The organism is Marinobacter sp., from assembly GCF_034669625.1.
Taxonomy (GTDB): domain Bacteria; phylum Pseudomonadota; class Gammaproteobacteria; order Pseudomonadales; family Oleiphilaceae; genus Marinobacter.
In genome coordinates this window covers 169,061-183,927 of the sequence record NZ_JAXMOY010000006.1, presented here as the reverse complement: position 1 = coordinate 183,927, position 14,867 = coordinate 169,061, and the positions used below count along the sequence as shown (strand labels likewise).

The following is a 14,867-nucleotide window of genomic DNA, read 5'->3' as shown; positions in this document are numbered from 1 at the left end:
ATGGCTTCATCACAAACCTGGCTGTTCCGGCCGTTTCAGGAACGTTCAACCCAGATCTTCCTCGGCGTGTTGTTCAGTGCCGTGGTGCTGGTGACCTTCCTGCACTTGTTTATGCCCCAGGATAGTGCGCTGCATGTCAGTGCCTACACCGTCACCCTGTTGGGTAAATACCTTTGCTACGCCCTGCTGGCGGTGGCGGTGGATCTGGTCTGGGGTTACCTCGGTATCCTCAGTCTGGGCCACGGTGCGTTCTTTGCTCTCGGCGGCTACGCCATGGGCATGTACCTGATGCGCCAAATCGGCGATCGCGGCACCTACGGTGACCCGCTGTTGCCGGACTTCATGGTATTTCTGAACTGGGACACGCTGCCCTGGTTCTGGCAAGGCTTCGACATGGCCTGGTTTGCCTTTATCATGGTGCTGCTGGCCCCCGGCCTGCTGGCGCTGGTGTTCGGGTTCCTGGCTTTCCGTTCACGGGTCACCGGCGTGTATCTGTCGATCATCACTCAGGCCCTGACCTTTGCTCTGATGCTGGCGTTCTTCCGAAACGAAATGGGCTTTGGTGGCAACAACGGCCTGACTGACTTCCGGGATATCCTTGGCTTTAACCTGCGCAGCGATGCCACAAGGCTGGGGCTGTTCATCGCCACCGGAGTGGCGCTGGCGGTGGGCTACGTGATTTGCCGGGGCATTGTCACCAGCAAGCTGGGCCGGGTGAGCATTGCTTGCCGGGATGCCGAAGCCCGTACCCGCTTCCTGGGTTACCGGGTAGAGCGAGTGCAGCTGTTCGTGTTTGTGGTATCCGCCATGCTGGCGGGTGTCGCGGGTGCCTTGTATGTGCCGCAAGTGGGTATCATCAACCCCAGCGAGTTCTCACCTCTGTTCTCCATTGAAATCGTGGTGTGGGTGGCCTTGGGTGGCCGTGCAACGCTTTACGGTGCGGTCATCGGCGCCATTCTGGTGAACTACGCCAAAACCGTATTCACCGGCGTGATGCCGGATGCCTGGCTGTTCGCACTGGGTGCCTTGTTTGTACTGGTTACCGTGTTCCTGCCGAAAGGCATTGCAGGTTTGCTGCAAAAGGACCGCAAAGGCAAAGACACTGACGACGCCCCGACTGCACAGGAGGCCTCCGCATGAGCATGCTAGAGCAATTGGCCAACCGGGAACGGGTGTTCGAATTCCTGGAACCGGCCAAATCGCCGGTGGATGTACGCCACGGCCCGATTCTGTATCTTGAAGATGTGAACGTGAGCTTCGATGGCTTCAGAGCCATCAACAATCTGAACCTCACCATCGACGACGGCGAACTGCGCTGCATCATCGGTCCTAACGGCGCCGGGAAAACCACGATGATGGACATCATCACCGGTAAAACCCGCCCGGATAACGGCTCGGTGTGGTTTGGCAGTCGCCACAACCTGTTGGCCATGAACGAGCCGGAAATTGCCAGCTTGGGCATCGGCCGCAAGTTTCAGAAGCCGACCGTGTTTGAAGCCCTCACCGTGTTCGAAAACCTCGAATTGGCGATGGCCACGGACAAACGCATCTGGCCCACGCTCACCGCCATCATGCAGCCCGAACACCGGGATCGCATCAGCGAAGTGTTGGAGATGATCAAGCTGCAGGCGCTGAGGGATAAACCAGCGGGCATTCTTTCTCACGGCCAGAAACAGTGGCTTGAGATCGGCATGCTGCTGATGCAAAAGCCGAGACTGCTGCTGGTGGACGAACCCGTAGCGGGCATGACCGAACAGGAAATGGAACGCACCGCCGAACTGCTCACCAGCCTGGCCGGCAAACAGTCGGTTGTGGTGGTGGAACACGATATGGGCTTTGTCCGCTCCATCGCGCGCAAAGTCACCGTGCTGCATCAAGGCAGTGTGCTGGCGGAAGGCACCATGGACCAGGTCTCTAACGACCCGGAAGTGATCAAGGTGTACCTGGGGGAAGAGGCATAATGCTCAAGATTCAGAAGCTCAACCAATACTATGGCGAAAGCCACACCCTCTGGGACTTGGATATCGACATACCACAGGGCGAGTGCACCTGTGTGATGGGTCGTAATGGCGTGGGCAAGACCACCCTGATGAAATGCATCATGGGCGAGGAAAGCATCGACAACGGCAGCATGGAATTTGCGGGCGACGTGGAACTGGCCAAGAAGAAAGTGGAAGACCGCTCTCGCCTTGGCATCGGCTACGTGCCTCAGGGCCGACAGATCTTTCCGTTGCTCACCGTCGAAGAAAACCTGCGCACCGGCCTGGCCGTGCGCAAAGACGGCAGCAAGAAAATCCCTGAACGCATTTACGAGTTGTTCCCGGTACTCAAGGAAATGAAACACCGCCGAGGCGGCGATCTCTCCGGCGGCCAACAGCAGCAACTGGCCATCGGCCGGGCCTTGGTGATCGAGCCGCGCCTGCTGATCCTCGATGAGCCGGGTGAAGGCATCCAGCCCAACATCGTCGCGCAGATCGGCGACGTCATTCGCAAGTTGATCAAGGAAGACGGCCTGACCGTGCTGTTGGTGGAACAGAAACTGCCGTTCGCCCGCAAATACGCCGACCGTTTCGCCATCCTCGACCGGGGACGCCGCGTCGCCGAAGGCGAAATTGCCGGCCTGACCGATGAACTGATCAAGAAGCACCTGACTGTATGACCGCTTACGAACCCATCGTCGCCCATGCCTCTGGCCACCGTTTCGATACGGAACGGCGCTGGGCGGCTTCGCTGTCTCTCGGCTTCGAATCCCGGAACGAGGGCGCAGCAGAACCCGTCACCCGGCTGGTGCGCCGTCGGCACATGGGGCCATTGCGGGTTCAGCGTCCGTTCTATCCGGAAGGCAAACATGGATGCTGCCACGTGTACCTGCTGCACCCGCCCGGCGGGTTGGTGAGCGGCGACGAACTGCGAATCGAAGCGACCGTGGCCGAAGGCGGCCACGCCCTGCTGACCACTCCGGCCGCGGCCAAGCTCTACAAAGCCGACAGCCACGGCGTGGCTTGGGGCCAGCACACCCGTTTGCAGGTGGCCAAAGACGCGATCCTTGAATACCTGCCTCAGGAAACCATTGCCTTTGATGGTTCCCGGGGCGAACAGACCACCACCATTGAACTTGAAGGCGGCGCGAAAACCCTCGGCTGGGAAGTGCTCGCCCTCGGTCGCCCGGCCAGCGACCTGCCATTCGCCACCGGTGCGCTGGAACAACGCTTTCACCTCAGCCTCGATGGCAAGCCTCTGTGGCTGGAACGCCAGTTGCTGGACCCCGCACATCGCCGGTTCACCGGCCATTGGGGGCAGGGCGGCGCCACCGTGCAGGCAACCCTCTGGGCCGTTGGTCTGGACGACGAAGCGGCCGCTATCGAAGTGCTGAGAGAACAACTTCCGGACAACCACCGCTGGGCGGTTACCCGGCGCAGAGGCGTGCTGCTGCTGCGCTATCTGGGCACTGAACGCAACGAAGCCTGGGCCTTGTGTGAACAGGCCTGGCATTTGCTGCGGCCAATGCTCACCGGCTTACCGGCCCATACACCCAGAATCTGGCTTACCTGAAGCCTATAGACACGACGGAGTCATCCATGGAACTCACACCCAGAGATAAAGACAAGCTGCTGTTGTTCACGGCGGCCCTGCTGGCCGAGCGTCGCAAAGCTAAGGGCCTGAAACTGAACTACCCGGAAGCCGTGGCCCTGATCAGCGCCGAGATCATGGAAGGTGCCCGCGAAGGCCGTACCGTGGCTGAGCTGATGAGCGCTGGCACCGAAATCCTCACGCGTGAAGACGTCATGGACGGCGTAGCCGACATGGTGCCCGAAGTGCAGGTAGAGGCCACCTTCCCGGACGGCACCAAGCTGGTGACCGTCCACAATCCGATAGTGTAAGGAGCGCGACATGATCCCCGGTGAATACCAGATCCAGGACGGCGATATCGAGCTTTGCGTCGGCCGCGAACGCATCGACATCGACGTTTCCAATACCGGCGACCGCCCGGTACAGATCGGCTCCCACTACCACTTCGCCGAAGCCAACCCCGCGTTGGACTTCGACCGGGCAAAGGCCAAGGGCTACCGCCTTGACGTTGCCGCTGGCACCGCGATTCGTTTCGAACCCGGCCAGACCCGCTCCGTTACCCTGATTCCCTTCGTTGGTAAGCGGGAAATCTACGGCTTCCGTGGCGATGTGATGGGCAAATTGGAGGGCAAAGCATGAAGATTTCCAGACAGGCCTACGCCGACATGTACGGCCCCACCGTGGGCGACCGCGTGCGCCTCGGTGATACAGAGCTGTGGATTCAAGTTGAAAAAGATCACACCCATTACGGCGACGAAGTGAAATTCGGTGGCGGCAAAGTCATCCGTGACGGCATGGGCCAGAGCCAGCGTTGCGACGATGCCGTTATGGACACCGTCATCACCAATGCTCTGATTCTCGACTGGTGGGGCATCGTCAAAGCCGACGTGGGCATCCAGAAAGGCCGCATCGCCGCCATCGGCAAATCCGGCAACCCGGACACCCAGCCAGACGTCGACATCGTGATCGGCCCGGGCACCGAAATCATCGCCGGGGAAGGCAAAATCCTCACCGCCGGTGGCATCGACCCCCACATCCACTTCATCTGCCCCCAGCAGGTAGAAGAAGCCCTGATGAGCGGCATCACCACCATGCTTGGTGGCGGCACCGGCCCGGCGACCGGCACCAACGCCACCACCTGCACACCGGGTGCCTGGCACATGGGCAAGATGCTTCAGGCCGTTGACAGCCTACCCATGAACATCGGGTTTCTGGGCAAGGGCAACGCCAGCCTGCCCGAAGCGCTGGAAGTGCAAATCAAAGCCGGTGCCATTGGCCTCAAACTGCACGAAGACTGGGGCACCAGCCCGGCCAGCATCGACAACTGCCTGACGGTGGCAGACCAGTACGATGTGCAGGTAGCCATTCACACCGACACCCTGAACGAATCCGGTTTCGTGGAAGACACCCTGGCTGCGTTCAAAGGCCGCTGTATCCACACCTTCCACACCGAAGGCGCGGGCGGTGGTCACGCCCCCGACATCATCACTGCCTGTTCCAAGGATTACGTATTGCCGTCGTCCACCAACCCGACCCGGCCTTACACCGTGAACACCATCGACGAACACCTCGACATGCTGATGGTGTGTCACCACCTGGACCCGAACATCCCGGAAGACGTGGCCTTCGCCGATTCCCGCATTCGCCGGGAAACCATCGCTGCGGAAGACATTCTGCACGATATGGGCGTGATCTCCATGATATCCTCCGACTCCCAGGCCATGGGCCGGGTGGGCGAAGTGGTGTGCCGTACCTGGCAAACCGCCCATAAGATGAAAGTGCAGCGCGGCCTGCTGCCGGAAGATGAAGAAATAGGCGCCGATAACTTCCGCGCCAAGCGCTACATCGCCAAGTACACCATCAACTCTGCCATCACCCACGGCATCGCCCACGAAGTCGGCTCGGTGGAAGTGGGTAAGCTGGCGGACCTGGTGCTTTGGAGCCCCGCGTTCTTTGGCGTGAAGCCTGCCTGCATCCTCAAAGGCGGCATGATTGCGGCCGCCCCCATGGGAGACCCGAACGCCTCGATTCCCACGCCCCAACCGGTGCATTACCGCCCCATGTTTGGCGCCTTCGGCAAGGCTGCCAGTGCCACCCGCTTGACCTTTGTCAGCCAGGCCGCGCTGGATGCCCGGATCGGAGAAGAGCTGGGGCTGGATAGCCCGTTGTCCGCCTGTAAAGGCGTGCGGGGTGTGCGCAAGAAAGACATGAAACTGAACGACGCGTGCCCGCACCTGACCGTGGACCCGCAAACCTACGAAGTACACGCAGACGGCGAACTGCTCACCTGTGAGCCCGCTACCGAACTGCCCCTGGCCCAGCGCTACCACCTGTTCTGAGCCGGGTATTGGAGAACTGATTATGTTGGAACTGACACAACGCATCGGTGATGTGAACAGCGCCGGGATCGACACCAGCGAGATCCTGGACAACCTGGTACTGCCTTACGAGCTGCGCATCCGCGGCCGTTTGCGCGCCAGCACCGAAACCAACGTGGACGTGGGCCTGTTTCTGGATCGCGGCCCGGTGCTGCGGGACGGAGACCTGCTGCAAGCCAAAACCGGTGAGATCATCCGCATCCGCGCGGCGGAAGAGCAGGTGGTCACCGCGCGCATTGAAAACGGCCAGCCGCTGGCGCGCCTGTGTTACCACCTGGGCAACCGCCACGTAACGCTGGCCATCGGCATGGACGAGCAGGGCGCCTTTGTGCGCATCACCCCGGACCACGTACTGGAAGAACTGGCGGAACGTTTGGGCGCAACCCTGACCCACCACACCGCCCCGTTCGACCCGGAACCCGGTGCCTATACCCAAGCCGGGTATTCCCATGGCCACGGCCACAGCCACAGCCATTCACACGATCACGACCACGGGCACAGCCATGGCCACAGTCACGAACATTCCCACTGAGGCCGTCACCCCGCAAGGGGGCGACCTAGCATTGCTGGGCTTGATGCAACTCGTCAGCCCGGCATTGCCCATCGGCGCCTTCGCCTGGTCTCAGGGCCTGGAAAGCGCCTTTGAACTGGGCTGGGTGAACAACGAAGCGGAACTGGCCGAGTGGATTGAAGGCGTACTGGAAGACGGTCTCAGCCGCTGCGAATTGCCCCTGCTGGTGCGCTTGCAGAGCGCCTGGGCTGACAGTGATGCCGAAGCGCTGGCGCAGTGGAACGACTGGTTGCACGCCACCCGGGAAACCGCCGAACTGAGCGACGAAGACACCCGCCTTGGCGCTGCCCTCGTGACTCTGCTGCGCAACCTGGAGCTGCTGCCCGAGCAACACCTGATTCCGGAAGACCCCGGCTACATCACCATGTTTGCCTGGGTTGCCAATAAACGGTATGTACCCGTGCGCCAAGCGCTGCTCGGCTTCGCCTGGGCCTGGCTGGAAAACCAGCTCGCCGTGGCCTGCAAAGCGCTGCCCCTTGGCCACACCGCTGCCCAGCGCATTATCGAGCGGCTGCGCCCCCAACTGGCGGTCGCCGTAGACATTGCGCTGGAACGGAACGATCACGAACTCGGGCCCATCCTGCCGGGATTGGCGCTCGGAAGTGCCTTACACGAAACACAGTATTCACGGCTTTTCAGAAGCTGAAGAAACATTGAGGAGAAATTGCCATGACACATTGTTTGAGAGTTGGAGTCGGCGGCCCGGTTGGGTCTGGTAAAACCGCATTGCTGCGCCAGTTGTGCAAAGCCCTGCGCAACCACTACAACATCGCCGTGGTCACCAACGACATCTACACCCGGGAAGACGCCGACTTCCTCCTGCGCCACGAAGCGCTGGATGCAGACCGCATTCTCGGCGTGGAAACCGGCGGCTGCCCGCACACCGCCATCCGCGAAGACGCCTCCATGAACCTGGCGGCCATTGACGATCTGCAAAGCCGCCACCCGGATCTGGAACTGGTGCTGGTGGAATCCGGCGGCGACAATCTGTCTGCCACCTTCAGCCCGGAACTGAGCGACCTCACCCTGTACGTGATCGATGTATCTGCAGGCGACAAGATTCCCCGTAAAGGCGGCCCCGGCATCACCAAATCCGACCTGCTGATCATTAACAAGATCGACATCGCCGAACAGGTACACGCCTCCCTAGAAGTAATGGAGCGAGACAGCAAAAAAATGCGCGGCGAACGCCCCTTCGTGTTCACCAATCTTTATGACGGGGTAGGGCTGGAAACCATCATCAGCTTCATTCTAGAGCGCGGCATGCTGCCGGAAAGACGCCCCGAAAAACTGGCCGAACCGGCCTGAGCACACGAACCGAAACGATTTTAGAACCACCAGGAGCAACACCATGAAACTGACTTCAAAACTACTTACCGCCGCCGCGCTGCTAACCGCCTCTGCATCCGCCATGGCACACCCCGGTCATACGGAAGGTGGCTTCGCCAGCGGCCTGCTGCACCCCATGTTAGGCCTGGACCACCTGCTGGCCATGGCCGCCATTGGCTTCTGGAGCGTGCGCCAAAACAAACTCATGAAAAACGCGACCCCAGCCTTCGTGATTGGCGGCATGGTAGGTGGCGCAGCCCTCGCTTGGGGCGGCCTGAGTGTGCCCGGCGTTGAAACTGGCATCACCTTCTCGGTACTGGTGGCCGGCATCCTCATTGCAACTTTGGCGAAACTACCGACCGCCTTGGGTGGCACATTAGTTGGCGCCTTCATGTTGTTCCATGGCTTTGCCCATGGTGCAGAAATGCCCGAAGGCACAACATTGGCTGCGTACTTGGCTGGCTTCTCAATCGCCACCCTTGCTATCACCCTGGTTGGGCGTGGGCTGGGTAGCTTGATGCTGAATGCGGACAGCCGCTTCAGCCGTGGCGTTGGGGGAGTGCTGGCGGTTACGGGGGCGTATTTGGCGGTGGCTTGAGCCCACCGCTAACTCATAGAAAGGCCCGTCATACCTGACTGCACCACAAATCCCTCCCGAAGCCTCAACAGCAAATTCGTGCATTCGTCGCGAATTTGCTGAATTTTACATTTGCCATATGGGAAGCTACCTGAAAATTAGGTAGTGTATGTTTACACACAATGGAACTTGCCGCTGTTAGGGACGACAGATGGATTTCAGTTTACTGCTTTAGCTTTTTTCGAATTTCCCTCGCCCCTTTTACCGCTGGTTTTTCTTGGTGCCTTGTTCAGATCTTTTGAGCGAGGGTGGTTTTCGTGTGCCTTTGTGTTTAGGAGTCCCTGCAGAAGGCTCTGCGCCAAGACCATTGCCCCTGCTTCGTTATTGTAATAATGAAGAGGTCACGCGATTACATCGGGGATGGCGTAGAAGTGCTTGTAAAATTTTGATTATAAAGAATAAATGATACAGAAAAATCTAAGGGTAGGCGTGGATAGTGGAAGTCACTTTTGTGCAATAACAAAGCGCTCTATCTAATCACTGTTAGCTTTTAGACTTGATCGGGAGTAATTAATGAAGTGGATTGAGCCAAAGTACTCCAAGGAAAAAGTTAAGCGGGCGGGCATTGGCCTTCTAACTTACGATCTGGGAACAGATGAGTTTTTTAACGCATCGGTTATATTTCACAATTGGCGGTCGGCCCACGCATTTCCTATGCAAATAATGCTGGACCTACTACGGAAAAATTCAATTCGAATCGATAAACGTGCTGTTGTAGTTCAACGCCTAAAGCGTGTGCCATCTATTTTCTTTAAGCTCGCGCGTGAAAAAAATATGAGTTTAAGTCGAATGGAAGATATTGCGGGCTGCAGAGCTGTTGTTGAGAACTCTCGATATGTCCGTAGAATCGCTGACTCACTTGAAAATAGCAGAACAAAAAATAGATTGACGCGAATAAGAAACTACATAGATTCACCCAAGCCATCGGGTTACCGAGGCATTCACCTTATATTTAAGTACAACGGAAGCAAAGAAAAGTTTATTGGTATGTCTGTTGAACTTCAAATACGCAGCAAGGTTCAGCATTCATGGGCTACCGCCGTTGAAGTTGTTGGTGCTTTTACGAAACAGGCTTTGAAGGCAAGTTCAGGAGAATCAATATGGTTAGACTTTTTCAGATATGCGAGCGTTGAATTTTCAAAACTTGAAAATGAAATTATAGATCAGAGTTATAGCGGAATCGATACATTCGCAGAGATGGATAAAAAATATAGAGAGCTTGACCTTTCAGAAAGGTTAAAAGCTTTTAAAGTCGCTGCAACAGCATTATCACAAGACAAGGAGAAAGGCGCTGGATATTTCGTTGTTCTTTTGGACATCGAAGAAAAGCGAGTTCGTTTTACAAGATTTGGCAAACAAAACCTCGCTCAAGCGACCTCCTTTTATAATGACCAAGAAGAGCAATGCCGAGATAATCAGTACAAGGACGTTGTTCTTGTATCTGCGGCATCCGTTAGAGATTTAAAAAAGGCTTATCCCAATTATTTTGCTGATACCGATGACTTTGAGAAAAATGTCAGTCTAGTATACAAAGCTAACAAATCAATTCAGCCGACCGCTGGCGCGTCGGCTGAATTGAGGCGTTAGCAGAGACGAATTCAACCTTGACGGATGTGAGATGCAAGAATTTTCGCTAGAACAGATGGCAGAGAACATTCATTACGGAAAAACCAAGACGTACTTCGAGGAAGTGCTCTCTTCCTATCACAATCAGAACTATCGGTCGGCAGTCGTGATGCTTTGGTCTGTTGCCGTCTGTGATATTGTGTTTAAGCTACAAAGCCTTATTGATCTTTATAACGATGCTTCCGCTAAAGAAATTCTTGATGAGATCAGCAAAGTTCAGGATGCTGATCCGCGATCCTCGGTTTGGGAATTGAAGCTAATTGATGATGTGAATGAGAAAACTCACCTATTAGATGCATCCGAATACGAAAATCTAAGGTACTTGCAAAGACAGCGTCATCTTTCTGCTCACCCTGTCCTAAATAAAGAAAGGGAGCTTCATGCACCCAACAAGGAGACTGTGAGATCACTGCTTAGGAATACGCTTGATGATCTTCTTATAAAACCCCCTTTCTACACGCAGCATATTTTAAACGAACTTCTAGCGGATATAGCAGAGTCTAGAGAAATACTAAATACAAGAAAGAAAGTAAGAAAGTATGTGGAAAGTCGCTATTTGAGCAGGACGAATCAGACGGTTGAGCTGAGTATATTTAGGTCTCTATGGAAAATAGTATTTAAGCTTGAGAATGACGATTGCAATAAAAACAGGTTAATCAATCTCCATGTTTTGGAAGTTATAGCGACTAAAAATAGAGCGCTGTTGCCAGATACTATCAGAGGCGATGTCGACTTCTACAGCAATGTAGCAAATGGTGGGGACCCGCTTCAGTATTTGACGTTTTTCCTGTCCCAGAATCACGAGGTTTTCCCTTTGCTCAGCGACGCTGCTCGCCTGAAGGTGGAACACTGTGCGGCTAATGATGACGTAGGAAAAACAATTGGTTGGTTTACTAAAGATAGCTTAACTAAGCATGCTGAGGATATTGAGAGCTGGATAAAAAGTGAAGAACGACCTATTTTTAGCCCGCCTCAATTCGATGTATTGCTGGAGATATCGGATACAGATGAATGGCAAAGTCGTTTTTGCAGAATTGTATCTACTTATTATGGAGCAAGCCGAAACTACGATCAGGCAGACTCTAGGTTTCAGGTCGCAATACCAAAATATATAAAGCTATTCGACCGAGATTCAATTAGAGACCTTGCTCAAAAAATAAATAGTAATAGTCAATGCCATGATAGAGGGCGTGCTCGCCATGATTACACGATAATCAAGGAGCGAATCGATGAGTTGTTCCCTGAAGGCTTCAATTACAAAGATTATACTTGGTTTAGCCGAAAGCTTGGTCTTGATGACTGAACATGCTAACAAATGCGGTCAAGGGACGCTCTTGGCGTCGCGCCCCTGCCGCTAGCGTTAGGTTTAATGGAGTAAAAATTGGATCAAGAGTTATTAATTCGGCTTCTTATTTCACTTGTTGGGGTTCTATTCGGGGCAGTGTTAGCGTTTGCATTCAATAGGAAGCTCAAACGGATGGATGTCAACGAAGAGCGAAAGGCGAGCTGTAGACTCTCAGCGTATCTTCTTTATCGGCAATATGAGACCGTACTTCACTACTTTGAGAATCATGTTCTTCCATACCGAAATCATCCACACAAAGAAGAAGTAATTCCCCCTGTTCGGTTTTCGAACGATGTGGCTAACGTGAATGTAAATGACCTTGCATTTTTACTGTCCACTGATGACCCACATACTTTGCATGGAATTGCTTGTCTCCAAGACAGATATAAAACAATCGGTGAAATTTTAAACGATAGGCACGAGTTTCATATGCGAATCCAAGCAGAAAAAGGAAAGTCTTGGGTTCCTGGAACACTGGGTGAGTATGACTCGGCACACCTTAAGCTGATGACGGATGCAATATTTGAGCATGTTCCTGAGTTTATAGAGGCATATTTCATTTCGAAAGAGCGGTTCGAAGTTCAGTATGAGAGTCTTTTTAAAGAAAAGGGCCCGCTAAACTACGGAGATAAACCTAACAAATCAAGTCAGAAGGACGCCGAAAAAGCCGGCGCCTCTGCTTGAGGCGTTATGTTTCATGTAATTAAATTTAAGGAGTTAGTAGTGATCAAAAACATTGCCGGATTGGTCTTGGTAGTTTCTTCAGGGTTTGTGTGTGCAGATGAAGGCCGGAATGTTTCTTCTTTAATGGAGAAATATTTGAGTACGGTAACGTGTGCCACTTACGAGTCTGAGAAAGATCTCCGAATATTTGAACTGGTTAAGCACGGCAACGACGTTCAAGCCTTTGGTGTTTTATGGACTGGAGATAAGAGTTGCGGTGGTGGGTCCGGCGCAGGGAACGTCTATGTGACGCCAGTCGTTGCTACGCGCTGGGGAGAATTGGTCGTGGCCAGTGAAGGCGAGTTTAAGGTTTCATCCCGAGAATATAATGCTGCTTATTTTCATGAGGACGAGACGCTCATTCTGAACGTCCCCAAGTATCAAGAGGGCGATCCCAACTGCTGCCCCAGTGGGTCAGAAACGCATCTTTTGAAGTATGACGAGATAAATCAGAAAATTATTGGCGTTGAGGCTAAGTAGCATCCGACAACATAACCAGTGCAGGCACGGCGACGCCCATGCTGCAAGTGTTTTAAGTTTCAAGGTCTGATATGAATATTGAGTTCCATCGTGCTCCGCTGACAACCATATCGAGTTTGGTGACAACGTCTTGTGCAGCGAATGTCATGATTCTTTTTCTGGGCATAGCTACAAAAAATTCAAGAAGCCTCTAATATCGGCTACAACAGCGCTGATAATTGGTGCTTACGGAAGTTATAAGGCCGACCAGTTGTTTTTTGAAGAATCACGTTATCCCTTGGGAGTTGAATACGAGATTATTGATAGTTGTGTGAATTCTTCCGTACGGTCAATGAACTCACTTCTTCTCGCTCAGAAGAAGGAGGTATGCATTTGTGCGGCCGAGAGCACGATGAAGGAAATAGAATACAAAAAAATTACTGAAAACGAGACAGAGTTTCTGTCTCGTTTCGGTATTAGTATTGCGGAGTGCCTCTAGTCACTTGCCCTTTGGAGGGTTGTTTCCGCGACCTCCACCTGAGGGTTTTCCTGTTGTACTCGGGCCGTTTGGCGGAGGGGTGCTTGCAGCAGCCTGGGCTCTTGCAGCGAATGAGCCTTTTGGGACCTTGCCTCCGTGATGTTTTGCGGTAGCAGATTGAATACGTGATGCAGCGGCTTTTGTCATTGATCTAGACATAATGATCTCCAAAGTTAGTTTATGTCCCCGCTGGGACAACTCATACAATAGAGATCAAAAAAGGACAAACGGGGACAATGGAAGAGATAGCTGTGCTTCAACGTGAGATTAAATTCTTAATTGCCAAGTTAGGTTGGTCTCAGAACAGGCTTGCTCGCGAACTTTATACAGCGCTCAACAATTGGGATGATGAGGACGAAATTCAAAGCTTTCAAGAACGCCTTAAAAAGGAATTGCAACGAAAGACCACGAAAACGGAAAAGTTAAAAAAATACATTTTGATCATTATCCGGCATCCTGAGGCTCAAAAAATAGATGTAATCGCAAATCAGTATGTTGGCGCAGGCTATATTAGTCATAGCCTTGAAGACGGAATGGCCAAAATTTCTGAAAGCCTCGACCGCAGCTTAGCGTCAGAAACTTTTAACAAAGCATGGAAGACGGACGCGTGAGGCGCGTTGCTTCGTTTAGCGTTAAGATTTTTATCTACATTGATATTAGTGCCGTGACAGGGTGAAATGACAGAAAACAAAAAGCGCTCCCGGTTAGATCTGCGTCGCTCAATATTTAACGAAGCTTCAACGGCTCCACGTTACTGATCGGAGAACCAATGATCACCAATGAAATTCATTTCCTCTTATTGCCATTTTCTCAGTCAATATTTGCAAAGGCGGAGGCTCTTAAGAAACATGAGGTTGGACTGCGTCCTGATCATATAGCCCGATTTCGTGAGTCGATTTCTGAGGATATCAAGAAATGCTCGAACTTCGTTGTGCCAGAAGTGAGCGACGAGGCTCATCATGAGGCGACAAAACGCGGCTTAAATTTGTTTGAAAAGAACTGGCATGACCAACCTGCCTTTGACCCTGGCCGTAAGATATTCCATCTGGAGCATGTTCAGCCTGTATCAGCTATTCGCGCAATGTGCCTAGAGTGTGATACTGAGAAAGAGGTTCATTACACGCTTCAGAGTCACCTTCGCGTTGCATGGATTCTGAAAAAAGAGGACGCTGAGTTGTCGAGGCTCGGCTACAGAAGTAAGCGCAAAGATCCGGATGCTGCCTATGCTCATGCCAATATCCGTCTCAGAAAAATAGCAGGTACCACTAACTGATACCTGATGCGTTTTGTTCTCTATTCGCCCAACAAATAGCGTCACTTAGATGCAATAAAGTGCGCCGGCGCGCAAGGCGTGAGTTCTCCAAGCTGCCCAACCATGAGTTCTCTATGAAATTCTTAATCCTAGCCATTTTCGCAGCCATCACCGCCTTCCTAATCTGGCGCAGCAAACAAAGTACCGACCCTAACGAGCAAGCCTGCACCATCGAAATCGGCAACCTACTCAAAGCCAATCCAGATGCTAAACCGCAGGCTATTGCCGATATTTTCATGAAACACAGCATTGATCCTTCCCGATGCCAAAACGTCGGCGCAATGGTGATGCCGCAGTTACGCAAAATTGGCCTAAAACCGGAAGATGCCCGTATTGTGATGGGGCAGGTGAGGGCGGCTTACCCTCTCGTTCGCTAGGG

The 14,867-nt window shown here is 53.4% G+C and carries 18 protein-coding genes; all 18 read left to right on the top strand.

The window, feature by feature from the left end; translation table 11 throughout:
* The 18 genes from urtC (at position 1) to VOI14_RS07690 (ending at position 14,865) form a co-directional block, all read left to right on the top strand.
* A complete protein-coding gene (gene urtC, locus VOI14_RS07775) occupies positions 1-1,140 on the top strand; it encodes an urea ABC transporter permease subunit UrtC (protein WP_323751468.1) in 1,140 nt (379 codons plus the stop codon).
* Positions 1,137-1,961 (top strand): urea ABC transporter ATP-binding protein UrtD, encoded by an 825-nt coding sequence (gene urtD / locus VOI14_RS07770; protein WP_323751467.1) that lies wholly within the window; start codon positions 1,137-1,139, stop codon positions 1,959-1,961. Before urtC ends, urtD begins: the two co-directional genes overlap by 4 nt.
* Positions 1,961-2,659, top strand: a complete 699-nt coding sequence (gene urtE, locus VOI14_RS07765) for an urea ABC transporter ATP-binding subunit UrtE (RefSeq protein ID WP_323751466.1) — start codon at positions 1,961-1,963, stop codon at positions 2,657-2,659. The genes urtD and urtE overlap by 1 nt, the downstream gene beginning before the upstream one ends.
* Positions 2,656-3,552, top strand: a complete 897-nt coding sequence (locus tag VOI14_RS07760; RefSeq protein WP_323751465.1) for an urease accessory protein UreD — start codon at positions 2,656-2,658, stop codon at positions 3,550-3,552. The genes urtE and VOI14_RS07760 overlap by 4 nt, the downstream gene beginning before the upstream one ends.
* A 26-nt stretch (positions 3,553-3,578) precedes the next feature.
* On the top strand, positions 3,579-3,881 hold the full coding sequence (ureA, locus tag VOI14_RS07755) for an urease subunit gamma (RefSeq protein WP_323751464.1): 303 nt from the start codon (positions 3,579-3,581) through the stop codon (positions 3,879-3,881).
* Positions 3,882-3,891: 10 nt separating this feature from the next.
* On the top strand, positions 3,892-4,209 hold the full coding sequence (locus tag VOI14_RS07750) for an urease subunit beta (RefSeq protein WP_323751463.1): 318 nt from the start codon (positions 3,892-3,894) through the stop codon (positions 4,207-4,209).
* Complete coding sequence (gene ureC, locus VOI14_RS07745; RefSeq protein ID WP_323751462.1) at positions 4,206-5,909, top strand: urease subunit alpha; 1,704 nt, start codon at positions 4,206-4,208, stop codon at positions 5,907-5,909. Before VOI14_RS07750 ends, ureC begins: the two co-directional genes overlap by 4 nt.
* 22 nt (positions 5,910-5,931) lie before the next feature.
* Positions 5,932-6,480 (top strand): urease accessory protein UreE, encoded by a 549-nt coding sequence (gene ureE / locus VOI14_RS07740; RefSeq protein ID WP_323751461.1) that lies wholly within the window; start codon positions 5,932-5,934, stop codon positions 6,478-6,480.
* Positions 6,452-7,165: an urease accessory protein UreF gene (locus VOI14_RS07735; protein ID WP_323751519.1), complete on the top strand. Its 714-nt coding sequence runs from the start codon at positions 6,452-6,454 to the stop codon at positions 7,163-7,165. The genes ureE and VOI14_RS07735 overlap by 29 nt, the downstream gene beginning before the upstream one ends.
* A gap of 23 nt (positions 7,166-7,188) precedes the next feature.
* Positions 7,189-7,827 (top strand): urease accessory protein UreG, encoded by a 639-nt coding sequence (ureG, locus tag VOI14_RS07730; protein WP_323751460.1) that lies wholly within the window; start codon positions 7,189-7,191, stop codon positions 7,825-7,827.
* A gap of 43 nt (positions 7,828-7,870) precedes the next feature.
* The gene (locus VOI14_RS07725; protein ID WP_323751459.1) at positions 7,871-8,446 is read left to right on the top strand and encodes a HupE/UreJ family protein; all 576 of its coding nucleotides are present in this window, start codon (positions 7,871-7,873) and stop codon (positions 8,444-8,446) included.
* A gap of 552 nt (positions 8,447-8,998) precedes the next feature.
* On the top strand, positions 8,999-10,072 hold the full coding sequence (locus VOI14_RS07720) for a RelA/SpoT domain-containing protein (RefSeq protein ID WP_323751458.1): 1,074 nt from the start codon (positions 8,999-9,001) through the stop codon (positions 10,070-10,072).
* 31 nt (positions 10,073-10,103) lie between these two features.
* Positions 10,104-11,414, top strand: a complete 1,311-nt coding sequence (locus tag VOI14_RS07715) for a hypothetical protein (protein ID WP_323751457.1) — start codon at positions 10,104-10,106, stop codon at positions 11,412-11,414.
* Between the two features lie 78 nt (positions 11,415-11,492).
* Entirely contained in the window at positions 11,493-12,140 is a 648-nt protein-coding gene (locus VOI14_RS07710; RefSeq protein ID WP_323751456.1) for a hypothetical protein, read from the top strand.
* 39 nt (positions 12,141-12,179) lie between these two features.
* The gene (locus VOI14_RS07705; protein WP_323751455.1) at positions 12,180-12,659 is read left to right on the top strand and encodes a hypothetical protein; all 480 of its coding nucleotides are present in this window, start codon (positions 12,180-12,182) and stop codon (positions 12,657-12,659) included.
* 753 nt (positions 12,660-13,412) lie between these two features.
* A complete protein-coding gene (locus VOI14_RS07700) occupies positions 13,413-13,787 on the top strand; it encodes a hypothetical protein (protein WP_323751454.1) in 375 nt (124 codons plus the stop codon).
* 158 nt (positions 13,788-13,945) lie between these two features.
* Entirely contained in the window at positions 13,946-14,449 is a 504-nt protein-coding gene (locus VOI14_RS07695) for a hypothetical protein (protein ID WP_323751453.1), read from the top strand.
* Positions 14,450-14,562: 113 nt separating this feature from the next.
* Positions 14,563-14,865, top strand: a complete 303-nt coding sequence (locus VOI14_RS07690) for a hypothetical protein (RefSeq protein WP_323751452.1) — start codon at positions 14,563-14,565, stop codon at positions 14,863-14,865.
* Positions 14,866-14,867 lie beyond the last annotated feature (2 nt).